Below are 23,781 nucleotides of genomic sequence, written 5' to 3'. Positions count from 1 at the left end.
CCGGTCACCACCGTGCCGCGCCCGGAGATGGAAAAGACGTCTTCGATCGGCATCAGGAAGGGACCGTCGATGGCCCGCACCGGCTCCGGTATGTAGCTGTCCAGCGCATCCATCAGCTTGTCGATGGACTGGGTCCCGAGTTCGCCGGTGTCGCCTTCCATCGCCAGCTTGGCCGAGCCGATGATGATCGGGGTGTCGTCGCCGGGGAAGTCGTACTTGGAGAGCAGTTCCCGCACCTCCAACTCCACCAACTCGAGCAACTCGGCATCGTCGACCATGTCCGCCTTGTTCATGTAGACCACGATGAACGGCACACCCACCTGACGCGACAGCAGGATGTGCTCCCGCGTCTGCGGCATCGGGCCGTCGGCCGCCGACACCACCAGAATGGCACCGTCCATCTGCGCCGCACCCGTGATCATGTTCTTCACATAGTCCGCGTGTCCGGGGCAGTCCACGTGCGCATAGTGCCGCTTGGTGCTCTCATACTCGACGTGCGCCGTGGCAATGGTGATGCCGCGCTCGCGCTCCTCGGGGGCATTGTCGATCTGGTCGTAGGCCCGCGCCTCACCACCGAATTTCTTCGCCTGGTGCATGGTGATCGCCGCCGTCAGCGTGGTCTTGCCATGGTCCACGTGCCCAATGGTGCCCACATTGACATGGGGCTTACTGCGCTTAAACTTTTCTTTGGACATGAACTGCTCTCCGCCTAGTTCTGAAGGGCACGGGTCAAGTGGCCAGGCTCAAGGCAACAGGGCGCCGACCGACACTACATTGAAAACACGAAAACACAAACATGGAGCCCATGATCGGAGTCGAACCGATGACCTCACCCTTACCAAGGGTGTGCTCTACCAACTGAGCTACATGGGCCAAAAACCACTACATTGTCCCGGCATTCAGCGACAACGCGCAAAGACCAGGGCCTCAGGCGATCTCCAGTCAAATCCCATACCATCTCGGCGCAGGATTTTCCGGCAGTCGCCTTGCCGCCAATCCGCAGCTTGGAGCGGGTGATGGGAATCGAACCCACACCATCAGCTTGGAAGGCTGAGGTTCTACCTTTGAACTACACCCGCGGGACATCATACCGAATGACCGAACCGCCTCAGCGCGCCTCGATCATCGTTATCGACGACGCCCGGCATCGACCTGATCGGAGTCGGCTCACGATCATGCGTCTTGATTTTGGTGGAGGGGGGAGGATTCGAACCTCCGAAGGCTGAGCCGTCAGATTTACAGTCTGATCCCTTTGACCGCTCGGGAACCCCTCCGAATCGAGCGACGTAGTTTAGGTCTACACGGCGACCAAGTCAACAAAGGTTTGTAAGAAGCGGAGCGGCTCGCTAAGCTGATATATTTACCTACCGCAAGCGGTTCGCCAACCCGGCACTGCACCTGCATTACCGCTTCGAACCAGCGGCCGCCGGCGACCTGCTGGTTTGCCGGGACGCTGATCGTCAATCTTCCAACGACTTGGAGTCTCCGATGGACGTGACCATTTTCGGCAGCGGCTATGTTGGCCTGGTAACCGGGGTCTGCCTCGCCGAGGTCGGCAACAATGTGCTCTGCATCGACGTCGACCCCCAGAAAATCGCGCTGCTCAACAGCGGCGGGGTGCCCATCCACGAGCCCGGCCTGGAGGATCTGATCCGCACGAACCGCGAGGCCGGGCGGTTGAATTTTTCGACCGATGCCGAAGCTGGAGTTCGGCACGGTCTGTTCCAGTTCATCGCGGTCGGCACACCGCCCGACGAGGACGGGTCGGCAGACCTTCAGTATGTTCTAGCGGTGGCGAAAACCATCGGCCAGCACCTCGATTCCTATCGCATCGTTGTCGATAAATCAACGGTACCGGTCGGTACCGCGGACAAGGTGGCCGGCTGTATCCGCGAGACGCTGGCCGCCCGCGAGGCCGCGGTCGACTTCGACGTCGTCTCCAATCCCGAGTTCCTCAAGGAAGGCGCCGCCATCGAAGACTTCATGCGGCCGGATCGGATCATCGTCGGCACGGACAATCCGCGCACCGGCGAACTCTTGCGCGCGCTCTACGCGCCCTTCAACCGCAATCATGACCGCGTGATGCTGATGGATGTCCGCTCCGCGGAGCTGACCAAGTATGCCGCCAACGCCATGCTGGCGACCAAGATCAGCTTCATGAACGAGCTGTCGAACATCGCCGAGGCCGTCGGTGCCGACATCGACAAGGTGCGCGTCGGGATGGGCTCAGACCCCCGGATCGGCTACCAGTTCATCTACCCGGGCTGCGGCTATGGCGGTTCCTGCTTTCCGAAAGACGTGCGCGCGCTGGAGCAGACCGCGCGCACCCTGGGCTATCCGGCGGAATTGCTGCACGCGGTGGAGGCGGTCAACTTCCGCCAGAAGGAGGTCCTGTTCAGGAAAATCTCTGATTATTTCGATGGGAATCTCAGCGGCCGCACCGTTGCGATCTGGGGCCTGTCGTTCAAACCCAACACGGACGACATGCGCGAGGCGTCCAGCAGAACCCTGATCGAGGCACTTTGGGAGGCCGGCGCCCGGGTCCAGGTCTACGATCCCGTTGCACTGGAAGAAACCAGGCGGATTTATGGACAACGCCCTGATCTGACCCTCGCCAAAGACGCCATGAGCGCTTTGGACGGCGCGGACACACTCGCCCTGGTCACCGAGTGGAGCCAGTTTCGCAGCCCCAACTTCGCGGCCGTCAAAGCGAAGCTCAAGCACCCGGTCATCTTTGACGGGCGCAACATCCTGGACGGCCGGCTGGCCGTGGCCGCTGGACTGACCTACATCTCGATCGGCCGGGTACCCGCCAGGCCCACCTGAGCCACGTCTATTTGTGTTATTTTTACCACGACTTATCGAGGCGACAGGTCGGCGGGTCGGATCGTCACACGATTGACATTCATCAACCCGGCGCGGATTATTATTGGCGCGTTGTAGCCAATGCACCACGCTGACCGGCGCTGACACCGGCGCCTTGTACGCCCGACCACAAAACCCAGGGGACCTCATGTCTGTTTCCAGATTCGCCGCTTTCGCGCTCGGATTCGCATCCGTCGTTGCCTTGCAAACCGCTCAGGCCACCAACGGCTACATGTCGCACGCCTACTCGCCTGCCGCCAAGGGCATGGCGGGCGCCGGCGAGGCGGCGCTGCCCCAGGACTCCCTGAGTGTCGTCGGCAATCCGGCCGGACTGGCCAAGCTCGGACAGCGGCTGGATATCGGAGCGGCCTGGTTCAGCCCCAAGCGGGAGTACACCGGTGTCACCCCCAACCCATCCACCGGCGCTTACGCCCCGATCGGCGGCGGCCCACTGGGGACTGACACGGTCGAGAGCCAGAACAACGACTTTCTTGTCCCGAGCTTCGGCTACACGTACCCCTTGGATGCCAAGAGCGCATTCGGCGTCGCCCTGTTTGGAAACGGCGGCATGAACACTGATTACCGCAGTGTCGATACCTTCATGAACCTCGGCACCTATGGCGGAAACAATGGGTGTGCGAATCCACCACACTATGCGACCGCCGCGCCTTGCGGTCCGCAGATCCCGGGCACCGCGATGCAGGGCGGCGGCAATGCCGGGGTGAATCTTGTCCAGTTGGGGATCTCGCTGGGTTATGCGCGGGAGGTCATGGACAACCTCTCCATCGGCGGCGCCTTCCTGGTGGGCTATCAGACGATCGAAGTGCGCGGCGTCGGGGCCTTTCAGGGGTTCACCGAAACCTTCACCCAGAGCATGATCGCCAATCGCGGCGCCGGTGCGGACACCCCCGCCAACCTGACCGACCGGGGCGATGACGCCGCGTGGGGCTACGGCTTCCAGATCGGCGCACTCTGGGCGGTGAACCCACAGTGGGACCTGGGGATTTCCTATCGCACCAAGATGTACATGGGCGAATTCGACAAATACCAGGACCTGTTTGCGGAAGGCGGTGATTTCGATATGCCGGCGGTTGGGACCATTGGCCTTGCCTTCAAGCCGACCAGCCAGTTGACCTTCGCCTTCGACATCCAGCAGATTTGGTACAGCGACGTCAAGTCCATCGGCAACACCAATCAACTGGCGCAACGGTGCGACCTGAACGCTGCCTTCGGCGCGCCCAGTTCACCAGGAGCCGTGTATGACTCCAGCTATTGCCTTGGCGGCTCCAACGGCGCCGGCTTCGGCTGGCGTGACATGACAGTGTTCAAGCTTGGCGTCCAATACGCGATCAACGATGCGCTCACTGTCCGCGCCGGTTACAGCCATGGCAGTCAGCCGATCAGCGCCCAGGAGATCGCGTTCAACACGCTGGCACCAGGGGTCATCCAAGACCATTGGACCCTGGGCGCCACCTACCGGCTGCGGCCGAACTATGAGCTGACCTTTTGGGGGATGTACGCCCCGCAGGAGACGGTCGAGGGTCCCGGCGCATTCACCGGGGGCCAGTCCCCGTCGATCTCCATGGAGCAATATGAACTGGGCGTGAGTTTCGCTTGGTTGTTCAACTGAATGCGTGCCCATTCGCTCCTGCGGAAGAACCTGCTGATGCGGGCCGCGCGCGCGGCCGGCCTCTTTGCCCTGCTGATGTGGGCCGGTGCGGGCCGTGCCGATGGCCAAGGGGCCGATACCGGCTGCGCCATCGCTTCCGCAAGCCTTGAACTGGACGGCGGTACCATTTACTACAGCCGTTCCGGGCAGGGTCCTCAGATCGTGCTGTTGCACGGGCTCTTCGCGCAAAAGGAGCAATGGCACGCGGTCCTGTGCGCGCTCGCGGGGGCCGGCTACGATGCCATCGCCCCGGACCTCCCAGGGTTCGGCCAGAGCAACGGATTTGAAGTGACTGCCTATGACCTGGGCGCCCAGGCCGAGCGCCTCCACGGGTTCGTCGGCACGCTGGGGCTCAAGGACTTCAACCTGGCCGGTAACTCCATGGGCGGAACCATCGCCGCGATTTACGTGGAACGTTACCCCGATAGCGCACGCCGACTGGCCTTCATCGGCCCGCCACTCGGCGTGATCGAGTGGGGCCCGCGGGTCCGTCAGGCAATCAAGGACGGCATCAATCCCTTTATCCCCATCGATCCCGCCCAGTTCGACCTGGAAATGAGCCTGCTGTTCGCGGACCCACCCGAGGTTCCGGCTGACTTCCGGGATCCGTTGCTGAAAAATTACGTGACCTACAACCGGCACTATCAGCAAATCTGGGATATCGTGAATCTCTACGACGCGGTACTGGACAAGAAACCGCTGGACGAGCCGCTGAATGCCAAGGTCCCGGTGCTGATCCTGTGGGGTGAAGCGGACGCCATCTACCCGATCGACGGGGCGGCGGCACTGCAGAAACGACTGCCCGGCAGCCAATTGGTCAAACTCCCTCGCGCCGGGCATCTACCCATGCTGGAGCGTCCGGCGGAGACCGCCGCCAGCCTCGTCGCGTTCCTGCGGGCGAAGCACTGATCAAACGCTTGGGAACGGTTCACCAATACGCCCAAGCTGTGTAGCGAACAAGCCGGACGGGTCATGCCCCATCAACCGTGGCGGGACGGGGCATTCGCCCCGTCCCGAACGTTTGCTCCGTGGCCGAGCGCTGATCGGAACCGGCAGGTTCGAAGAAAACGTTTCGGACGGGGCGAATGCCCCGTCCGGCCCATGATCATGCCAAACTTGAATCGCTTATCCGATTACGACAACGACAACGATTGTATCGTTGCATAACTCGTTTCTGACTGCTTCCTCAACGACTCCGATGCAGACGATTCATGGCGACTTGAAACCGCCCGTCAAGCAGATCGTCGATGACACCCTCCACGTCGCGCAGGGTCTCCTCGATCCGCAGGGCATCGGATCGCGAGGGGCGACCCAGTACGTAGCCCAACACCAGGCTGCGGTCCCCGGGATGATCGATGCCGATGCGTAAGCGCCAAAAATCGCGACTGCCGAGCAGATTGATCGTGTCGCGCAGCCCATTATGGCCGGCATGTCCCCCGCCCTGCTTCAGACGCACGGTGCCGACCGGCAGGTCCAGTTCATCGTGCGCGATGAGGATCTGCTCCGGGGGAATCTCGAAATAGCGGCTCACGGCAGCCACCGAACGGCCGCTGTGATTCATGTAGGTCGACGGCTTCAGCAAACGCAAATCCTGCCCACGCCGACTCAGCCGCGAGAGTTCGCCGTGAAACCTGGCCTCGGCCTTGAACGCCTGACTCTGTGCCAATGCGTCGACGAACCAGAAGCCCACGTTGTGACGGGTCGGCGCGTACTCCGGACCCGGGTTGCCGAGTCCGACGATCAGTCGGATGCCGACGGCATCCATCATCAATGCCCCTTGCGAACTGGATGACCGGCCCGGCGGAAGGGCCGTCGGACCGGTCTCATTAACGAAATGCGACGCTTGGCAGGTTCAGGAGTGCGCGGACCGCTGCGATCAGGCAGCGCCCTCGCCTTCCTCGGTGTCCGTACCGGCCCCGGCATGGGCGCCATGCATCACCACCACCGCTTCATCCGTCTCGGGAACGTGCGCCAGGGCGACCCCCTCCGGCAGCGCGATCTGGGACAGATGAATGATATCGCCAACCTCCATCGCCGACAGGTCGACCCCGATGAACTCGGGGAGATCCTTGGGCAGACAGGTAATCTCCAGTTCAGTCATGGTATGGGACACATTGCCGCCGGCTTTGATTCCGGGCGATTTCTGGTCATTCAGGAAATGCAGCGGCACGGCCATGCGGAGTTTCTCGTCCTGACTGACCCGCAGAAAGTCGGCATGCAGCACGAAGGGCTTGGCCGGGTGGCGCTGCAAATCCTTCAACACCACGGTTGCAACACGCTCGCCGATCGTGAGATTCAACACATGCGAGTAGAACGACTCCTTGTCCAGGTGCCGCAGCAACTCATTGTGACGCACCGCAATCAGTTCCGGGTCCAGATGACCACCGTATACAATGGCCGGCACCAGGCCCTGGCGACGCAGGCGGCGGCTCGCACCTTTGCCTGTATCGCTGCGGGACACGGCGGCGACGTCAAAATCTACGCTCATGAGCGTTCTCCGATAAGTTCAATGAAAGAGGCGCCGCCGACCCGCGACCAAGCCCACGGCACTCGGGTACGAGACGTTCGCACATCTCGCGAAAAGAGGATTTGACGAAAATCGCTTCAGTCCATGAAGAGTGAGGACACTGACTCCTCGTTCGAGACCCGCCGCATGGTCTCGGCGAGCAACTCGCCGATACTGAGTTGGCGGATCCGCGTGCAGGCACGCGCCTCCGGACGCAGGGGGATGGTATTGGTCACCACCAGTTCGTCCAACTGCGAATCGGCGATGTTCTCCACCGCGGGACCGGACAGGACCGCATGGGTACAGTAAGCCACCACCCGCTGGGCACCATGCTCCTTCAGGGCCTGGGCGGCACGACACAGGGTACCCGCGGTATCGACCAGATCGTCGATCAGGACACAGGAGCGTCCCTCGACATCGCCGATGATATTCATCACCTTCGCCTCATTGGGCTTGGGCCGGCGCTTATCGATGATCGCCAAATCCGCGTCATCGAGCCGTTTCGCCAGCGCCCGCGCGCGCACCACTCCGCCCACATCCGGGGAGACGACGATCAGGTCAGGGTACTTCTGGCGCCACACGTCACCGAGCAAGATCGGCGAGGAATAGACATTGTCGACCGGGATATCGAAGAAACCCTGGATCTGATCCGCGTGCAGGTCCATGGTCAGCACGCGGTCGGCCCCGGCATGGCCGATCATCTTCGCAACCAAACGGGCCGTGATGGGCACCCGCGCCGAGCGGGGGCGCCGGTCCTGGCGCGCATAGCCGAAGTAGGGGATCACCGCCGTGATGCGCTTGGCCGAAGCCCACCGCAACGCGTCGATGATCACCAGGAGTTCCATCAGGTTGTCGTTGGTCGGCGCACCCGTTGGCTGCAGCACGAAAACGTCGCGGCCACGGACGTTTTCCTGAATCTCCGCCATGACCTCGCCGTCACTGAACTGGCCGACGACGGCCTTGCCCAATGACAAATTCAGGTGATTCGCGATCTCGGCGGCGAGTTCCGGATTCGCATTTCCGGCAAAGACCATCATATGACTAGCGGGCACGGCACTGTTCTTCTCTGCACAATTGCAATTCGACGGCTGGGTAGCGATCGGATGTGGCTGGGGCGCCAGGATTCGAACCTGGGGATGCCGGGATCAAAACCCGGTGCCTTACCGCTTGGCGACGCCCCAAAAAAGACGATGAATGCGAAAACCTCAGGCGCTCCTTTCGACTGCCGACGCCACTTCGGACGTCAATCGGTCGAGCAGCGGCGAACGGTTGCGCCCGCGGGCAATAAAGGCCCGGAAGCGTTCCGGTGCGCGTTCGCAGGCGGCCAGCGCAGCCTCCTGGTCCGTAAAGGACGCGAACACACAACCACCGGTGCCGGTCAGTTGACCGCCGCCGACCTCATCCAGCCACGCGAGGGCGCCAGCCACCTCAGGATAGCCGCGGCGCACCGCGTCGAGGCAGTCATTGCGCCGATCTCCTCGCAAGAAGTCCGCTAGTGTGATGGGAAGCGAGTCGCGCGTCAATTGCGGATCGGCAAAAACCGCCGCGGTCGAGACCTGACCGGGCGGGATCAGCACCAGATACCAGGGCTGCGGCAGCTCTACCGGAGTCAGTTCCTCGCCGACGCCTTCGGCCCAGGCCGCCCGCGCACGCACGAAGACCGGCACATCCGCCCCCAACGGCAAGGCGATGCCGGCCAGTTCATCCTCCCCAAGGTCAAGACCCCACAGCCGGTTCAAGGCGACGAGCGTGGTCGCGGCATCGGAACTGCCGCCCCCGAGCCCCCCGCCCATGGGCAGGACCTTCTCCAGCCGGATGTCCACCCCGAGCCGACAACCAGTCGCGGCCCGCAGCGCCTGTGCGGCGCGCACGGTCAGGTCCGCGGACGCGGGCACCCCAGGGATCTCGAGTGCCCGCCGGATCGCGCCGTCAGTACGCGGAGCAAACCACAACCGATCGCAGCGATCGATGAACTGGAACACCGTCTGCAACCGATGGTACCCGTCCTCGCGCCGACCGAGGACCCGCAACATCAGATTCAGTTTGGCCGGCGCCGGCCAGGCGACAGCGTGCGCAAGTGGCGTCATTGCGGTGATTCTTCCTGCCGGGTGACCCGATGGCGCCCGACCACTTCTTGGAGGTAAAGGTGATCCGGGTGATCTTTGAGGGCGGCATCCCAGACCGCCCAAGCCTCATCCTGACGGCCCATCGCCCAGAGCACCTCACCCAGATGGGCGGCGATTTCGCCATCCTTCATCGCACTCAGCGCCTTGGTGAGGAACTCCAGCGCGACATCGTAATTGCCGAGCTTGAAGTTGACCCAGCCGACGCTGTCCAGGATCGCCGGCTCATCGGGCTTGAGTTTCAGGGCACGTTCGATGTAACCCAGCGCCTCCTGATAGCGATCCGTCCGATCGGCCAAGGTATAACCCAGGGCGTTGAGCGCATCCGCATGCCCGGGATTTCGGTCGATGATGCGCCGCAGATCCGGTTCAGCCAGATCGAGACGATTGCGCTTCACCGCATACATGGCGCGACCGTAGAGCAGATCGGCATCGTCCGGGAAGGCGGCCAACCCGGCATTATAGACCTGCATCACCAGCGCTTCGCGGTCGATCTGGTCGAGAATTTCAGCCTCGGCGAGGTACAGCATCGGCGCGTCTTCCGGCACCTGGTCGCGCAGTTGCTGCACGATCTCGCGCGCGCGCTCGACCTCCCCGGCCTTGGCGCGCAATACGGCGATGCGGATCTGGGCATCGAGCAAGTTCTCGCCCTCGGTCTTGCCGTACCAATCGATCGCTGCCTCGGGTTGCGCGGCGCGCTCCTCGACCTGACCCAGGTAAAAGCTGGCCTCGTCCCGCCGCTCACCGGCCTGGTAGAGTCGCGTCAGATAGCCGCGTGCCGCATCCAGGTCGTCCAGTTCCAGGGAGAGCACGCCGGCGGCAAACAGGACATCCGGCGCTTTTGGACGCGCTTCAAGCAGTGTCGCGAAGACCTCCCGCGCACTGGAAAACTCCTTCTCCTCGACCAGAAACTGGGCATAGAGCATCCGCAACCCCTGATCCTCCGGGGTCGCCGCAACGAAGGCTTCGAGTTGCTCCCGCGCCTCGCCGCGTTTGCCCTCGGACAGCAGGAGCTTGACCAGAAAGAGCCGCGGCGTATCCCAACCCGGACGCAACTCCAACGCGCGCCGCGCCGCGCCGGCCGCGACCAGGTTCTCGTTCGAACCGGCGGCCACCACGGCCAAGGCCTGCTGGGCATCCGGATTGGCCTCATCCAAGGCGACCAGGGCGCGCATGAGGTTCACACGCTCCGGTGCACTCGCTGCCCGTCCAACGATGCCGGCCGCCAGGAGATACCCGGACTCGCCGTCCGCACCCGCCAAGCGGATAACCCGGGTGAGGTGAGTCAGCGCCCCTTCACGATCACCCGCCTTGATCCGCAGGAGTGCCGCAATCTGGTGTGCTCCCAGCGACTCGGGCGCCAACTCCAACCAGAGCGCCACGGCCCGCCCGGCCCCGGCATCGTCCTGAGCGCCGATCGCGGCCCGCACGGCCAGTTCCGCCATCTTGGTGTCACGCGCCAGTTGGGCCGCGTGCAGAAAATGGGTAAAGGCCATCGTCAGATTGCCGCGTCGTGCGGCCACCTCGGCGACCAGGACCGCGTAGACCAACTCGGCGTCCAGACTGTCGCGCACCGGACGTGGCTCCGCCTGCGGTGCGGCAACGACGGGAGCCGGCGGCGCGTTACTTGCCGACTGCCGGTCGTCGGCATCCGCCGCCGGCACCGGTGGCGACACCGATTCGCCAGGCGCCAGATCCGCGACCAGGCCACCGGGGGAGGGATAACGGTCCGCCGCCGACCGCGGGCTAGCGGACAGCCCCGGCAGCGGCACCGCCGCCGCTGACCGCGCCGGAATCTCAGCGGCGTTCGACAGCGTCAGGGTACCGCCCAGGACGCACAGGACACCACAGACCCAGCGGAGGGCATCACTGATCTTAAGGGGCTGCATCGCGGACATCGTTCAAGACACTCATCTGAAGGTTCATGGAGCCCTTGGCAGGACAGGTCAACGGCGCGCACACCCGGGAACTCAAGGGTCGCAGAAATAGCAAAAAACTGTTATTCATAGGGTTCTCATGGTTTCGCGAGCACCGGACCAGCCCTGCACCGGCGCGCGCGGGCATCCCGCCATCTGCCGAACGGCCACGGGGACGAGTATACCCAGGTCGCGCCGGCCGCGCGGGGCAGTCCGACCACCGGTCGCCGGCGGGCGTCGGCACGACGGCCAACCGGACGCGCCGGGCGGTCTCTCCCACCGGAAACGCAACCACGACTTGCATCTCGCGCCATAAGCGGGACAATTGCGGGATCTCAACTGACGGTCTGAACATGAAACTGCTGATTGTCGGGCTCAATCACAAGACAGCCCCGATCGAGGTGCGTGAGCGCCTCGCCTTCGGGCCGGATATCATTGCCGGTGCACTGCGCGACCTGCGAGGTCGCGAGGGTGTCCATGAGGCAGTGGTCGTCTCCACCTGTAACCGAACTGAACTGTACTGCGCCGTAGATGATGGGGGCGAAGAGACGGTTCGCCACTGGCTGGGCGGTTTTCACGGCGTCGAACACGAGCGGGTCAACCCGTTCCTCTACGCCCACGCCGGCCGCGACGCCGTCACCCACCTGCTGCGCGTCGCCTGCGGCCTCGACTCGATGGTGCTGGGAGAACCGCAGATCCTGGGTCAGGTGAAGAGTTCGTTCCACACCGCGACCGACTGCACGGCCACCGGAAAGCTCCTCTGCCGACTGTTCCAACACGCCTTTTCGGTGGCCAAGACAGTCCGTACGGACACCGCCATCGGCAGCAGCCCGGTCTCGGTGGCGTTCGCGGCGGTCAGCCTGGCGCGCCAGATCTTCAGTGACCTGTCGAAACAGACGGCCATGCTGATCGGCGCCGGGGAAACCATCGAACTGGCCGCCCGCCACCTCCATCAAAACGGCGTCGGGCGCATCATCGTGGCCAACCGCACCGTGGAGCGCGCCCACGAGGTAGCCGCCCAATTCGACGGCTTCGCCATCGCGCTGACCGAGATCGCCAACCACCTGGCGGACGCGGACATCGTGATCGCCTCCACCGCCAGCCCCTTACCGGTGCTGGGCAAAGGCACCGTCGAGCGGGCGCTCAAGAAGCGCAAGCACCGCCCGATGTTCATGGTGGACATCGCCGTCCCCCGCGACATCGAACCGGAAGTCGGCACCCTGGATGACGTCTATCTCTACACCATCGACGACCTCCAGGGAGTCATCGACGAGGGACTGCGCTCGCGTCAGGCGGCGGCGGTCGAGGCCGAGGAGATCGTCGCCTTTCACGCCGAGGAGTTCATGGCGTGGATGCGTTCACTCGACGCCGCCAACGTGATCCAGGACTACCGTCAACGCGCCGAAGTGTTGCGCGATGAAGTGCTGGAGCGGGCCAAGCGCCAACTCGAGGCCGGCAAACCCGCGGCCGATGTCCTGGCGTTCCTCGCCCACACGCTGACCAACAAGCTGCTGCACGCCCCCAGCACGCGACTGCGGCAAGCCGCCCGCGAGGGCGATGCCGAGATCCTCGAAGCGGCCAACGAGCTCTTCGCGCTTGAACTGGGCCGCGTCGCCCAGCCGCATTGAAGCGCTCGACATGAACCCGCGGATCCGCGATCGGCTGGAGCGCATGGACGAGCGCTTCAGCGAGATCACCCTCCTGCTGTCGGATCCCGAAACCCAGTCCAACACGGGGCGATTTCGGGACCTGAGCCGCGAATACGCGCAGTTGGAACCTTTGGTGAGCTGTTTCGCGCGCTATCGCGACACCGAGGCCGAGATGGCGGCGGCCCAGGAACTGCTGGCCGACCCGGAGATGACCGAGCTGGCGCGCGACGAGATCGCCGCGGCCGCCGGCCGCCGCGATGCGCTGGAACCCGTGCTGCACCGACTGCTGGTACCTCCGGACCCCAACGACCAACGCAACTGTTTTCTTGAAATCCGCGCCGGCACCGGCGGCGCCGAAGCGTCCTTGTTCGCCGGAGACCTGCTGCGGATGTACCTGCGGTATGCAGAGGCCCGCGGCTGGCGGACCGAGGTCTACAGCGAGAGTGCGGGCGAACTCGGCGGCTATAAAGAAGTGGTCGTGCGCGTCAGCGGCCAGGGCGTCTTCTCCCGGCTCAAGTTCGAGCCAGGTGCCCACCGGGTGCAGCGTGTCCCCGAGACCGAATCCCAGGGCCGGGTGCATACCTCCGCCTGCACCGTCGCCGTCTTGGCCGAGGCGGATGCGATCGACGCCATCGACATCAACCCCGGCGATCTGCGCATCGACACCTATCGTGCCTCCGGGGCGGGCGGCCAGCACATCAACAAGACCGACTCCGCCGTGCGCATCACCCATCTGCCGTCAGGGATGGTGGTGGAGTGCCAGGACGAACGCTCACAGCACAAGAACAAGGCGCGCGCATTGTCGCTGCTCCAGGCGCGGCTGCTCGCCCAGGCCCAGGACAGTCAGTCCGCCGCCGAATCCCAGTCGCGCAAGCTCCAGGTCGGCAGCGGCGACCGCTCCGAGCGCATCCGCACCTACAACTTTCCACAGAACCGACTCACCGACCATCGCATCAACCTCACCCTCTACAAACTGGACGAGGTGATGGAGGGTGCGCTGGACCAGATCGTCGAGCCCCTGCTGGCTGAATATCAAAGCGAGCAACTCACCGCCATGATGGGCGATCAATAAGGGTGCATCCGGTGGACGCCCCGCCTGACCGCACCCTGACCGGTCAGGCACTGCGCACCGCCGCCGCCGCCCTCGCCCGCCTGCCCCAGGCCAGCCCCCGACTGGAGGCCGAGCTACTCCTGACCGAGGCCACCGGTTGGCCGCGCGCCCGACTCGTGGCCTGGCCCGAGGCACCACTCACCCCAACCGCCGCCGCCCACTTCGCGGCCTTGCTCACACGACGACTGGCCGGCGAGCCCATCGCCTACATCCGCGGACGCCAGGCTTTCTGGACCCTGGACCTGCGCGTCACCCCCGATACCCTGATCCCGCGTCCGGAGACCGAACTACTGGTCGAGATCGCCCTGGAACTGCCGACCCCGGACCGGCCGCGCCTGATCGCGGATCTCGGCACCGGCAGCGGTGCCATCGCCGCCGCTGTCGCGGTCGAGCGGCCCGCCTGGCGGATCGTCGCCGGCGACCGGTCGGCTGCCGCGCTGGCCATTGCCCAGTCCAATTTCCGCACCCTCGGGCTCGCACACTGCGTCCCCCTGCGCGGCGACTGGCTGGCGCCCATCGCCCGCGGCGCGCTGGATTTGATCCTCGCCAACCCGCCCTACATCGCCGCGGCCGATCCCCACCTGGTCCAAGGCGACCTGCCGTTCGAGCCGCTGACTGCACTCGCCGCGGGTCCGGACGGACTCGATGCCATTCGGGACATTACCGCTGACGCCATGCGCTGCCTGCGCCCCGGCGGACTGCTGGCGATCGAGCACGGATTCGCGCAGGCCGAGGCCGTCCGCGCTTTATTCAACGACCAGGGTCTGATCAACCCGGAAACCCGCCGGGACCTGGCCGGACAAGACCGCGTCACGCTGGGATGGGCACCGCCGGGAGATTGTGGAAGTATTGGCTCCGAACCCGAAAACATCGCAATGCCGTAGGTTGGGGTGAGGAACGAACCCCAACATCCCAGGCCGCCGGTCGTTGGGGTTCCTTCGTCACCCCAACGGCCCTGAGGTGATCGCCAGCCGCATCCGCCACCAGCGGCTACAATGAGCCCTGAGATCTCCTCGCGAAGACACGGAAGAAAGAGAAGAAGTCCTCTCACAAAGACACAGAGACACAAAGATCACAAAGATCACAAAGAGTCAGGACGATCGGTCGGTCAAGCAGGACGCAACCGAGACGGATCTTTCCAGAATAAAGGCCGCACAATCGCCATCGCGCTGAGCATTGAGTGCCCGTGCCAGGCGCTTGAACCCGCTGAGATCCTTAGCCGTAAAATAGGCTTTCTCCCCCTGATCGAAGTTCGCCATGGTCCCGCCCAGGCTGATCCACTCACTGAGCGCGATCTGCTTGTACTGTGAATCAAAAAGCGTCGTCGCAATCCGCAGACCCACCGACGCGGCCAGCAGGGACAGGCTCCTGGGTGTATGCAGGAACAAATGCCGCGGCGCGTCGAGATTGGCCCAGGACACCCCGTATTTGCGCCAGGCATAGCTGCCCGCGAGCGGGATTCTGATCAACAGCTTGCCGCCGGGCGCCAGCCGCTGCACCAGCGTCGCGAGCACCTCCCGCGGATGGTCCATGTGCTCGAATGCATGATGCAGCATGATCAGATCGAAGACACCATCCAACGCCTCGATCCGCTGCTTATTCACCACCAGCGCGCCGGGGTACTCGAGCCGCTCCGGGAGATAGGGATCGATCCCCGCGAGCGCGCTGAAACCGTCCTTCTGCAGCCGCAACAGCAGATGCCCGGACCCGCAACCGACATCCAGAATCCGCGCGTCGAGCCCCATGGACAACCGCTGCATCCAGTCACCATAGGGCGGCAAGGGGATGAAGGGCTTCAGCAGCCGACCGGCGACCCCGCCCTGACCGAGCAGCATCCGCGTGCGCAGTGACTTGAGCCAACGGCGCCAGGACGCGATCGACTTGCTCTTCGCCCGGCCGAAGGAACAATAATCGGACGGATAAAACGCGCCCAAATCCGCCGGGATGTCCAGCAACTGAAGACACCCGCAGGCCGCGCATTCCAGATAGAAAAAGGTGCCATCCGCACCATACATGGTCTCCCGTGCCTGGTGGATACGGTGACCTTGCGTGTGACCGCAAATGCGGCACGCGACGGACTGTTCTTGGTTCACTTCACGTATATTCTTAGTCACGCGTCAGAAATCATTAAACGACGAATACACTCGTTGTCGTAATCGTAATTGAGGTTCTCGTAGCGCCCCGGATTCTCTAGCACGGCCTTGATCATCGTTCCAGCCGCAAGAAAACTGGCGGCCGAGGCTTTCCCGTGAAAGTCGCGCGGCGNCCCTGTGGGAGCGGCGTCCCGCCGCGATGGGTCGGGCGTGTCACCGCAGCGTTCGAGATCACCGCGGCACCGCATCGCGGCGGGACGCCGCTCCCACGGGGGCCATGCATCGTCCGGGGTGGCGGATGTTCCGTCCATGGCCGATCGAGGCCACCGGAGCGATAATCAAGGCCCCTAGAGCCGCTCCACAACCCCCGTAATCAACCGGGTCTTGAGCGCGTCGGACAGGGGGATCAGCAGAATCTTGTCATTCGGAATCAAAGCCGCCGCAATGGCAACCTCCGCATCCACCCCCATCTCGCGCAGATAACGGTAGGAGTCGGCCACATAGTACTGACCCCCGGCATGACTGCTGTAGCGGCCCGGAACCTTGCTCTGATGGGTGCCGAGTTTCGCCGTCGGCGTGGCATAGCGCTCGGACCCGCCCGCCAGGACATCGATACACGCGGAAACGCAAACCCCATCGACGGCCGTGCGCAACCCATTGGCGCGCAGGTAACGCCCCAACTTGCGCGCCTCGGCCACAGCACCGCCGGGGCTGGCGATGACGAGCCCGACCGCCCGATTACGCCGCAGTTCGCGGATCACCCGTTGCGCGAATCCCTCGTCGATATCGCCATTCACCCGCAGCCAGACCGCCCGCGGCGCACCGCTCTGCTCGAACCGCACCAGTGCCGAGGAAACTTGGGTGAGCGCGGCAAGATTGCCGCACGCCTGTTGAGCACGCGCACCCAACGCGGGGCCGTTGGACTGATAGTCCCTGACCAGTTGATTGGCGCGCTCAATCACCCCGCTCACACTGTAGCCGTAGCGCTGGACGGCAGCGATCACGGCGGCGTCGGTCACCGTGTTGTCCCCGGCCTGCCCGACCCGCAACAGATGACAGGCCGCGATTTCGGACAAGAGCTGATCGCGGCTGAGTCCGGCCGGCAATGGCTCGGGGCCGGTGACGACAAGCCCACGGCCGCCCGCGCAGCCCGCGAGCAGCGCGGTCGCCAGGATGCACAGCACGATCGGCGAAATCAGACCAGTCAAATACCGCACCCGCCCCCCTTCAGATACCTGTGCACCGCCGCGGTCAAGCCGCAACCGCACGGTGCTAATCCCGCGTTTCCACCCCTTGGTCCGAGAGGTGAGACTTGACCGCCCGGATCGGGACCTCCCGTCGATGGAAAATCCCGGCCGCCAGCGCGGCCTCCACCCCGACGGCCGCGAACACCTCGGAGAAATGCTCCACCCGTCCGGCCCCGCTGGAAGCGATCACCGGAATGCCGACCGCGTCGCGGACCGCACGGATCAGGTCCAGGTCGAAACCCGCCCCAGTGCCGTCCCGATCGATACTGTTCAGCAGGATTTCCCCCGCACCCAGATCCTCGCAAGCGCGGGCGAGTTCGACCACATCCAAATCGCGCCCCTCGCGCCCGCCCTTGACGGTGCACTGGAACCAACAGAACCGCTCACCCTGGGGGCCGGGAGTCGCGGTCTCAACCGCGTGATGCCGCGTCGCCGTCGGGTCGTCCACGTAAACCCGGCGCGGGTCGATCGAGATCACCACCGCCTGGTTGCCGTAGACCCTGGCGATCTGCTCGATTGAACTGCTGCCGTCCTTGCCGCCGCGCGCCAGATACTCCAGCACGGTTTCGACCGCATCCGAGCCGATCGAGACCTTGTCCGCGCCCGAACGGAAATACTCATGCGCGACATCCAGCGCCGAGTAATGCCGACCCTGGCCATCGGTGAAGGCGCGGATACCGCCGCCGATGGTCAGCGGCACGAAGACCCGCTCCGAGGTCCGCCGCAACACCTCCAGCATCGGCTGATCGGCCAACGGAAAATCGCGGAACGCGGTGATATTCAGGAAAGTGATCTCGTCCGCCCCCTCCTCGTAATAGCGCTGCGCCAGGTCGACCGGTTTGCCCAGATTGCGCACATCCCCGCCCTCCCCTTTCTCGCGCACGTCATACTGATCGCCCTTGGTCACCACCAGATCGCCCTGATCATTGGTGCGCACGTCCAGACAGGCAATGATGCGCTTGGCGAAGCGGGTCGGCTGCGCCGCTACAGTCACCGCCGCCGGGGACAGCACACCGCCCTCTTCGCCGGCCAGGAACTGCCGCAGCACCTTCAACCCCGCCGCCCCACTCTTCTCCGGGTGAAACTGCACCGCCGTCACCCGACCGCGCTGCACGGCGCTCAGGAAGGGACGGCCATAATCGGTCGTCGCGAGCCGCCAATCCGCATTCTCCGGACCAGGCTCGGCGCGGTAGGAATGCACGAAGTAAAACTTCTCCCCCTGATAGTCCGCGAACAGCGGCGAGGGCTGCTCCACCCGCACCCCGTTCCAGCCCATGTGCGGGACCGACAGCGACGGCTCATCGAAGCGCCGGATCAGCCCAGGAATCAGGCCAAGCCCGGCCACCCCAGGCGACTCCTCGCTCCCCTCGAACAGCGTCTGGAGACCGATGCAAATCCCCAGAAATGGCCGTCCGGCCGCCAGATACTCTTTCAGCGGCTCCACGTAACCCAGTCCGTGCAGGCGCTCCATCGCCGCCCCGAAGGCGCCGACGCCGGGGAAAATCAGGCGCTCGGCCTTGAGGATATCCGACGGGCGTTCGATCTCGGTGAGTTCGAACCCGAGGGCGTGAATGGCGTTGCGCAGGCTGCGGACGTTGCCGGCGCCGTAGTCCAGAAGCGAGATCATGCTGGAGTCCGGTTGCTGAATGTGGATGACGCGATGCCGCGTGGGGGCGCCGGATGGGTACCCGTCGCGGCAAGATGCGGTAGTGTAACCTGGGAACGGGGGCGAAGCCCCTTGTTAGGCTTGGAGGGGGGGAAACCGACGATGCCGGGCTGGCGGGAGGTCGGAATGGGCGAGCCGGGGCTCGTGGGAGTTAACGCAGGGCCGACCAGCGGTAAACCCAGTTATCGGGTGATCGCGTTGCTGCCGCTGCCGCCGATCGCGTTTCTTACAATAGTCTAAACTGGATAAACAGGCAGAAGTTGCAAAATGTTGGCACGTTGGCGAAACTGCGGATCAGCAGATTACGGTTGGCCTGGGACCACTTGCGGATAGGCGGTCACCATGCTCCGCGGTCGACCGTGACAATTTCTCCGGGCGCTGGGTATCCAGGGACAGTCGGCGAATGCACTCGCGGCGGATCGTATCGTTTCGGGTACGCCGCCCGAGCACGTTCAGGTAGCGGACACAACGCGATCGGGCGCCGTCTTGGCGGCCGGGAGTGGGTGCGGTAGGATACGGGGGTATAATGCTACGTGCGGTCTAGGCCAGTGACGATCTCCCGGCAAAGGGGGCTTCCGATCGTTGACCCTCAAAGATGCCTAATCGCGATCGGTCAAGACTGGCTGCGAGAACGAAGTCACACACGAGCAACTAGCGCTATTGATAGAAAAAGATGGCTGTTGCTGTTTATCAGGGCGTTGATCATCGTTCGGGCCAGCCGAGGCACCGGCCGGCTGGAGTCCAAGGCTTCAGCCTTGAATCGTCAGGCCAAAGCTGAAGCCTTGGACTCCAAATGATCAAGCGCTGGCCGTAACGATGATCAAGGCCTTCGCTCATGTTGGTAGACAGATGAATCGGGGATTCATAATAATACGTAGGAAATTATTAGTAAAACGCTCCGGTATTTAGCCGAGCCCAGACAATTCCAACTGACTATCCCTGATTCTCCAAAAACTCGGGGCAAGCGAGCAGGCAAGTCGCTAATATTGTTAATCATCGCTTTAACCTAGCGCCATTTGGGGCAGTAATTTTCCCACCTCTTTTCCCGCTGCATACTAACATTAAATTTCGAAAGCTAAATGGGGAACAGCCACTATGGCCATTGGTGTAGGTAACTCTGCGATGGGAGCGATTGCTCTTTTTCGCCAATTAATGAAAGATTTGTCGGGGAAAACCTTAGCTTCGTCAAATGACACTATACGAAACTTATTCTGTTCGACGTTCAAGGAAATCCCTAATAGCGATCGACAAAGCGCAATGTTTATCATGGATTCGTCTCGGAGCATTTATAAGTTAGACCTGAACGCTAAAAATGACCAAGGAAATACAATGTTGATTAAATCCTTGTCGCGTGGCCACCTAAATGTAGTTTTCGCCTTACTTGATGCAAAGGTAGACGTCAATGCTCGGAACGCTAATGACGACACGGCATTGATTGTGGCTTCGGAGCGCGGCTATTTTAATGTGGTTTGCGCGCTGCTTGATGCTAAAGCAGATGTTAATACCAAGAATTCAAATGATGACACCGCGTTGATCAAGGCTTCGGCACATAACCATCTGAATATAGTTTGCGCGCTAATTGGTGCTGGAGCCGACGTAAATGCAAGAAACATTAATCACGACACGGCGTTGATTAGAGCTTCAGTGCACAACCATTTAAAGGTAGTTCGTGTGTTAGTCGATGCTAAAGCCGAAGTAAATGCTACGAACATTAATAACGAAACAGCGTTGATTAAAGCTTCTGCGCGCGGTCATCTGAAGGTAGCTCGAACGCTTCGACACGCGGCTCGTTTTGCGGGCTAATAGGGAACAGACCACGATCTATAACGAAAAGGAACGAAAAAAGAAGCGAGGGGTCAGGTCTTGCAATCACGCATTAATCCCCTAACAACAATTAATGAGCGGACCCCGCAGACAGCGGGGCGCTCCTTCTGCCACGACCTGCCAGCGGGTCCGCTTAGCCTTCACGTTAGGCTTTAAGGTAGATTATGAGAAAACCGATCAGAATAGGTGAGCATGAATTTAAATACAAAAAAGACGCGATTTCTTATTACAGATCCATATTAAATTCTTACGATATTGGTGAGTCATTAAGCGATGACCATTTCGACGATTTGCTGGATTTAATGTACTCTGAAGAGCTCAATGAAGTCAGCGACTATGAGGCAGAGGAGTCTAGCGGAGATAAAGATCTACCGTATATCACTGATATAAAGATTGCGAAAGTTCAATATGGATCAAGATGTTTTGAAGTCTATTGGAGCGATCTAGAAACTCACTATGTTTCTTATTTATTACTGATTAATAAGCCAAAACACAATCCGCTTACCAACTTTAAAATCGCTTGTAGAAATGCTGTTCAAGAAGATGTCCGCCTCGTTAAGCAGCGGTATTTTGATCTAAACTCGCAAGAAGAGCGAGTCAAATGCCAAGAGACTTCTAAGCTTTCCAAATGGGAAGATTTGGTAGTAGACCATCGGCAACCTAACACCTTTTCTATAATTGTCGAAAGATTTATCGAAATAAATAGCGTAATAGGGGACAGACCACGATTTTCCCAGAATAGCGTAATAGCCAGCGTAATAGGGGACCAGCGTAATAGGGGACACGTAATAGGGGACAGACACGTAATAGGGGACAGACCACGATTTTCCCCGCACGTAATAGGCATGTAATAGGGGCAGACCAAGGAAAGGGGGCCAGCCTCAATTAGACTGTGCTCCTTCTGCAGGATTTCATTGCGCCTGGCCCCTCATTCTAAACTGCGGCCTTTGCGCTCGTTCAGGCCGCATCCTGGCAAGGGCAGTAGTTAACGTTGAGCCGTAGAGAGTGTCCATTTCCATGTCAACTAGCACAGATCTTCGAGATGTCGCGAAACGTCGAGAAACTGAATGCCGTATAGAGGCCGAAGCTTTTGACCTCTGGCTTTCCTTTCTAGACAAGACTAATTGGATTACAGACATATTGCCTGCTATTCTCTCGACCGTTGCTGGAGCAGCAATCTTTGGCCTATTCCTTCCCCAATGGGACATTTGGGCGGGCATGGCTGCTTTTTTGAGCTCGGCACTTATTGTTATTCACAAGATGAGGAATTGCGACGCCCATCAGGCGGAATGTAAGAGGCTTATTAGGGCATACCGGGGTCTCGCAACGAAGTATCGAACTTTTCATGAGATCGACGTAGATAATCCAGATCAACATTTTAGTATGTTGGAGACGATAATCGCTACGATTAGTGAAACTGCCGATGCTCGCATACCAGAGAAGTATCGCCAAAAAGCGAAAGAACGCGTTATTGGTAAAGAGGCTTACCCTGAGAAGACGGCTTGACTAACTGGGACGTGGAAAGGAAGGGGTCAGGAGAGGATGGGGTCAGGTATCGCATCGTAGCGTTTTGCTAAGCAAGAGAGGGGAAAGACGACGTTTTTCTAACGATTTTCGCTTTTCTTACAATCTGTTTTCTCCCTCTGTGGAACGGCTGACAACTCATCCGAAGTACGACTTACATGGCCGAACGAGCGATCTCGCGGATAAGGAACAGGTTGCGTTTTCAACAATACGATATGACGGCACATGCGCTTGAGGAGATGGCCGAGGATAATCTCGATATTCTCGATATCGAAAACACGGTATTCAGTGGCAGAATCACACGTTTTGAAAGAGATGATGATCGAGGCATCAAGTTCGTGATTGAGGGAACAGCGGTCAATCCTGAGATACAGGTTGGCGTAGTCGGCCGTTTTGCGACCAGCCAACGATTCCTCATTATCACGGTTTACGAAATCACTGGTTAGCGGTGCGTGCTATGTACGGGTATAAGTGCGAATATTGCCGGGGTACGGTGCGGGCAAAGGTCGTGAAACGAGAAGCATTTAAGCACAAGACGCAATTTGTCATATTGGAAGATGTGACAATAGGTATCTGCGATACTTGCGGAAATCGCTACTACTCGGCAGACCTTGTTCGTTCCGTTCATGATATCGCCACGGGAGCACGACCAGCCGAAAAAACGGAAGTGGTCCTCGTCGGCCATGCAGCCTAAACAACCTGGGGTAACGCAACCAGGTTAGTAAAAAAAGGCCCGGCTCAATTACTTCTCAAGGTCTCGCCTAAGTAGTGCGTTCCCCTCTTTCCCGGCGGTGTAGCAAGATGAAAGTCAAAGATCTCATCGCCCGGATCGAGTCTACGTCCCTGATCTGCCTGGCTGCATCGCTGCGGCAGAAACAGCGGAGGAGGTACTTCAACTGATTCACGAAGCCATTGAGTTTCATCTTGAAGGCATCAAGGCAGAAGGTGCGCCAGTACCTCAACCACTTTCTTACAGCGAATTTATCGAAGTTCAAGCTTAGGAACTTACTTCCCTTCCCTCGTTAGCCCGTTAGAATTGTTGGAGGCCCGAGAGTGACAACAAGAGACGATCCTGCTATCGAAGAAATTCGTCGTATACGGCATGGCATGTCTGAGCGATTTGGACATGATCCCAGGCTGCTTATTAAATTTCTTCAGGAGCAGGAAAAGAAACACGCCAACCGCGTCGTTTTTCTAGGCTCCGACCCGCAGAAAGACGAAAGAGCGGCCTAACAAGCCGCCTTTTCTCATCGTCGCGGCCCGCCAACTGTCGACGCGAGCATGGTGGTCGTCGTGTCCTTTCGGCAAGCCTGCATGAATCCCACGCGCGGGTCCGGTAACGTGGGAGCCCCGCGTTCTTGGCGACCGGAAGGCCCAGCGTGGCCGGGGTCCAGACGGGCCGGGGCCGAACCGGCGGACCGTTGTTGGCCCAGTCACCCAGTCAGCAGCCACCAGCGCCCCGGCGCGGCTGGGCGGGAGCGTGACAGGGTGCGGTGGGCGCGCGACGCGCGCCCGGCGCGGAATCAGTCCGGTGGGGGATCGGGATCGGCGGCGAGGCGCGCCAGTGCGATGGTGTAATTCCACGGCA

20 protein-coding genes, 4 tRNA genes and 1 pseudogene are annotated in these 23,781 nt (G+C 61.4%); 12 read left to right on the top strand and 13 right to left on the bottom strand.

All coding sequences use genetic code 11. The features are described 5' to 3' along the window. The 4 genes from A39O_RS0129355 to A39O_RS0129340 all read right to left on the bottom strand — a co-directional run. The coding region (locus A39O_RS0129355) for a GTP-binding protein (protein ID WP_020508220.1) at positions 1-695 on the bottom strand (695 nt) is incomplete at its 3' end. 102 nt (positions 696-797) lie between these two features. Beyond that, a tRNA-Thr gene (locus tag A39O_RS0129350) sits at positions 798-873 on the bottom strand. Between the two features lie 132 nt (positions 874-1,005). Continuing rightward, positions 1,006-1,079: transfer RNA gene (locus A39O_RS0129345), tRNA-Gly, on the bottom strand. A gap of 110 nt (positions 1,080-1,189) precedes the next feature. Continuing rightward, positions 1,190-1,274, bottom strand: a tRNA-Tyr gene (locus A39O_RS0129340). A gap of 214 nt (positions 1,275-1,488) precedes the next feature. Here A39O_RS0129340 and A39O_RS0129335 point away from each other — a divergent pair. The 3 genes from A39O_RS0129335 (at position 1,489) to A39O_RS0129325 (ending at position 5,443) form a co-directional block, all read left to right on the top strand. Next, entirely contained in the window at positions 1,489-2,826 is a 1,338-nt protein-coding gene (locus A39O_RS0129335; protein WP_020508219.1) for a UDP-glucose dehydrogenase family protein, read from the top strand. Between the two features lie 187 nt (positions 2,827-3,013). Next, positions 3,014-4,495 (top strand): OmpP1/FadL family transporter, encoded by a 1,482-nt coding sequence (locus A39O_RS0129330; protein WP_083924972.1) that lies wholly within the window; start codon positions 3,014-3,016, stop codon positions 4,493-4,495. Continuing rightward, positions 4,496-5,443 carry an alpha/beta fold hydrolase gene (locus A39O_RS0129325; RefSeq protein ID WP_020508217.1) on the top strand — a complete coding sequence of 316 codons (948 nt, stop codon included), beginning with the start codon at positions 4,496-4,498 and terminating at the stop codon, positions 5,441-5,443. A 277-nt stretch (positions 5,444-5,720) separates the two neighbouring features. Here A39O_RS0129325 and pth read toward each other — a convergent pair whose 3' ends face one another. The 6 genes from pth to A39O_RS0129295 form a co-directional block, all read right to left on the bottom strand. Further along, positions 5,721-6,299, bottom strand: coding sequence for an aminoacyl-tRNA hydrolase (pth, locus tag A39O_RS0129320; protein ID WP_026199838.1), 579 nt, complete (start codon positions 6,297-6,299; stop codon positions 5,721-5,723). Between the two features lie 111 nt (positions 6,300-6,410). Then, the gene (locus A39O_RS0129315) at positions 6,411-7,022 is read right to left on the bottom strand and encodes a 50S ribosomal protein L25/general stress protein Ctc (RefSeq protein WP_020508215.1); all 612 of its coding nucleotides are present in this window, start codon (positions 7,020-7,022) and stop codon (positions 6,411-6,413) included. Positions 7,023-7,138: 116 nt separating this feature from the next. Then, positions 7,139-8,092 carry a ribose-phosphate diphosphokinase gene (locus tag A39O_RS0129310; RefSeq protein ID WP_026199837.1) on the bottom strand — a complete coding sequence of 318 codons (954 nt, stop codon included), beginning with the start codon at positions 8,090-8,092 and terminating at the stop codon, positions 7,139-7,141. Positions 8,093-8,146: 54 nt separating this feature from the next. Continuing rightward, positions 8,147-8,221: transfer RNA gene (locus tag A39O_RS0129305), tRNA-Gln, on the bottom strand. 24 nt (positions 8,222-8,245) lie between these two features. Further along, positions 8,246-9,127, bottom strand: coding sequence for a 4-(cytidine 5'-diphospho)-2-C-methyl-D-erythritol kinase (gene ispE, locus A39O_RS0129300; protein WP_020508213.1), 882 nt, complete (start codon positions 9,125-9,127; stop codon positions 8,246-8,248). Continuing rightward, on the bottom strand, positions 9,124-11,052 hold the full coding sequence (locus A39O_RS0129295; RefSeq protein WP_020508212.1) for a tetratricopeptide repeat protein: 1,929 nt from the start codon (positions 11,050-11,052) through the stop codon (positions 9,124-9,126). Before A39O_RS0129295 ends, ispE begins: the two co-directional genes overlap by 4 nt. Positions 11,053-11,432: 380 nt before the next feature. Between A39O_RS0129295 and hemA the strand changes: the two genes are divergently transcribed. Genes hemA through prmC form a run of 3 tightly spaced genes read left to right on the top strand, consistent with a single transcriptional unit; the run spans position 11,433 to position 14,723 of the window. Further along, positions 11,433-12,707, top strand: a complete 1,275-nt coding sequence (gene hemA / locus A39O_RS0129290) for a glutamyl-tRNA reductase (protein ID WP_020508211.1) — start codon at positions 11,433-11,435, stop codon at positions 12,705-12,707. 10 nt (positions 12,708-12,717) lie between these two features. Then, entirely contained in the window at positions 12,718-13,800 is a 1,083-nt protein-coding gene (gene prfA / locus A39O_RS0129285; RefSeq protein ID WP_026199836.1) for a peptide chain release factor 1, read from the top strand. Positions 13,801-13,811: 11 nt separating this feature from the next. After that, the gene (gene prmC, locus A39O_RS0129280; RefSeq protein ID WP_020508209.1) at positions 13,812-14,723 is read left to right on the top strand and encodes a peptide chain release factor N(5)-glutamine methyltransferase; all 912 of its coding nucleotides are present in this window, start codon (positions 13,812-13,814) and stop codon (positions 14,721-14,723) included. 207 nt (positions 14,724-14,930) lie between these two features. Here the strand turns inward: prmC and A39O_RS0129275 are convergent, their stop codons facing one another. The 3 genes from A39O_RS0129275 to A39O_RS0129265 form a co-directional block, all read right to left on the bottom strand. Then, positions 14,931-15,932: a class I SAM-dependent methyltransferase gene (locus A39O_RS0129275; protein ID WP_020508208.1), complete on the bottom strand. Its 1,002-nt coding sequence runs from the start codon at positions 15,930-15,932 to the stop codon at positions 14,931-14,933. Between the two features lie 347 nt (positions 15,933-16,279). Beyond that, positions 16,280-17,149: a COG3904 family protein gene (locus tag A39O_RS0129270; RefSeq protein WP_020508206.1), complete on the bottom strand. Its 870-nt coding sequence runs from the start codon at positions 17,147-17,149 to the stop codon at positions 16,280-16,282. Between the two features lie 55 nt (positions 17,150-17,204). After that, positions 17,205-18,806: an imidazole glycerol phosphate synthase HisHF gene (locus A39O_RS0129265; protein WP_020508205.1), complete on the bottom strand. Its 1,602-nt coding sequence runs from the start codon at positions 18,804-18,806 to the stop codon at positions 17,205-17,207. Between the two features lie 1,134 nt (positions 18,807-19,940). Between A39O_RS0129265 and A39O_RS39660 the strand changes: the two genes are divergently transcribed. The 6 genes and pseudogenes from A39O_RS39660 to A39O_RS39650 all read left to right on the top strand — a co-directional run. Further along, the gene (locus A39O_RS39660) at positions 19,941-20,648 is read left to right on the top strand and encodes an ankyrin repeat domain-containing protein (RefSeq protein ID WP_083924971.1); all 708 of its coding nucleotides are present in this window, start codon (positions 19,941-19,943) and stop codon (positions 20,646-20,648) included. Between the two features lie 185 nt (positions 20,649-20,833). After that, complete coding sequence (locus tag A39O_RS41410) at positions 20,834-21,520, top strand: DUF3223 domain-containing protein (protein WP_157640514.1); 687 nt, start codon at positions 20,834-20,836, stop codon at positions 21,518-21,520. 166 nt (positions 21,521-21,686) lie between these two features. Then, complete coding sequence (locus tag A39O_RS41405; RefSeq protein ID WP_157640513.1) at positions 21,687-22,175, top strand: hypothetical protein; 489 nt, start codon at positions 21,687-21,689, stop codon at positions 22,173-22,175. A gap of 176 nt (positions 22,176-22,351) precedes the next feature. Beyond that, on the top strand, positions 22,352-22,639 hold the full coding sequence (locus tag A39O_RS0129260; RefSeq protein WP_020508204.1) for a DUF4258 domain-containing protein: 288 nt from the start codon (positions 22,352-22,354) through the stop codon (positions 22,637-22,639). Positions 22,640-22,650: 11 nt separating this feature from the next. Beyond that, positions 22,651-22,887: a YgiT-type zinc finger protein gene (locus A39O_RS43750; protein WP_083924970.1), complete on the top strand. Its 237-nt coding sequence runs from the start codon at positions 22,651-22,653 to the stop codon at positions 22,885-22,887. A gap of 148 nt (positions 22,888-23,035) precedes the next feature. Next, positions 23,036-23,194 (top strand): annotated as a pseudogene (locus tag A39O_RS39650) (type II toxin-antitoxin system HicB family antitoxin); the annotation flags it as partial. Positions 23,195-23,781: the final 587 nt, after the last annotated feature.

It is taken from the genome of Lamprocystis purpurea DSM 4197, assembly GCF_000379525.1.
Lineage (GTDB): Bacteria > Pseudomonadota > Gammaproteobacteria > Chromatiales > Chromatiaceae > Thiodictyon > Thiodictyon purpureum.
This window is presented reverse-complemented; position numbering and strand designations above follow the sequence as displayed.

What these genes read in the sequence shown, in the direction of transcription:
- A39O_RS0129335 (WP_020508219.1), top strand. Translation starts at nt 1,489, where the DNA reads ATGGACGTGACCATTTTCGGCAGCGGCTATGTTGGCCTGGTAACCGGG.
- A39O_RS0129330 (WP_083924972.1), top strand. Translation starts at nt 3,014, where the DNA reads ATGTCTGTTTCCAGATTCGCCGCTTTCGCGCTCGGATTCGCATCCGTC.
- A39O_RS0129325 (WP_020508217.1), top strand. Translation starts at nt 4,496, where the DNA reads ATGCGTGCCCATTCGCTCCTGCGGAAGAACCTGCTGATGCGGGCCGCG.
- pth (WP_026199838.1), bottom strand. Translation starts at nt 6,299, where the DNA reads ATGGATGCCGTCGGCATCCGACTGATCGTCGGACTCGGCAACCCGGGT.
- A39O_RS0129315 (WP_020508215.1), bottom strand. Translation starts at nt 7,022, where the DNA reads ATGAGCGTAGATTTTGACGTCGCCGCCGTGTCCCGCAGCGATACAGGC.
- ispE (WP_020508213.1), bottom strand. Translation starts at nt 9,127, where the DNA reads ATGACGCCACTTGCGCACGCTGTCGCCTGGCCGGCGCCGGCCAAACTG.
- A39O_RS0129295 (WP_020508212.1), bottom strand. Translation starts at nt 11,052, where the DNA reads ATGCAGCCCCTTAAGATCAGTGATGCCCTCCGCTGGGTCTGTGGTGTC.
- hemA (WP_020508211.1), top strand. Translation starts at nt 11,433, where the DNA reads ATGAAACTGCTGATTGTCGGGCTCAATCACAAGACAGCCCCGATCGAG.
- prfA (WP_026199836.1), top strand. Translation starts at nt 12,718, where the DNA reads ATGAACCCGCGGATCCGCGATCGGCTGGAGCGCATGGACGAGCGCTTC.
- A39O_RS0129265 (WP_020508205.1), bottom strand. Translation starts at nt 18,806, where the DNA reads ATGATCTCGCTTCTGGACTACGGCGCCGGCAACGTCCGCAGCCTGCGC.
- A39O_RS39660 (WP_083924971.1), top strand. Translation starts at nt 19,941, where the DNA reads ATGGCCATTGGTGTAGGTAACTCTGCGATGGGAGCGATTGCTCTTTTT.
- A39O_RS41410 (WP_157640514.1), top strand. Translation starts at nt 20,834, where the DNA reads ATGAGAAAACCGATCAGAATAGGTGAGCATGAATTTAAATACAAAAAA.
- A39O_RS41405 (WP_157640513.1), top strand. Translation starts at nt 21,687, where the DNA reads ATGTCAACTAGCACAGATCTTCGAGATGTCGCGAAACGTCGAGAAACT.
- A39O_RS0129260 (WP_020508204.1), top strand. Translation starts at nt 22,352, where the DNA reads ATGGCCGAACGAGCGATCTCGCGGATAAGGAACAGGTTGCGTTTTCAA.
- A39O_RS43750 (WP_083924970.1), top strand. Translation starts at nt 22,651, where the DNA reads ATGTACGGGTATAAGTGCGAATATTGCCGGGGTACGGTGCGGGCAAAG.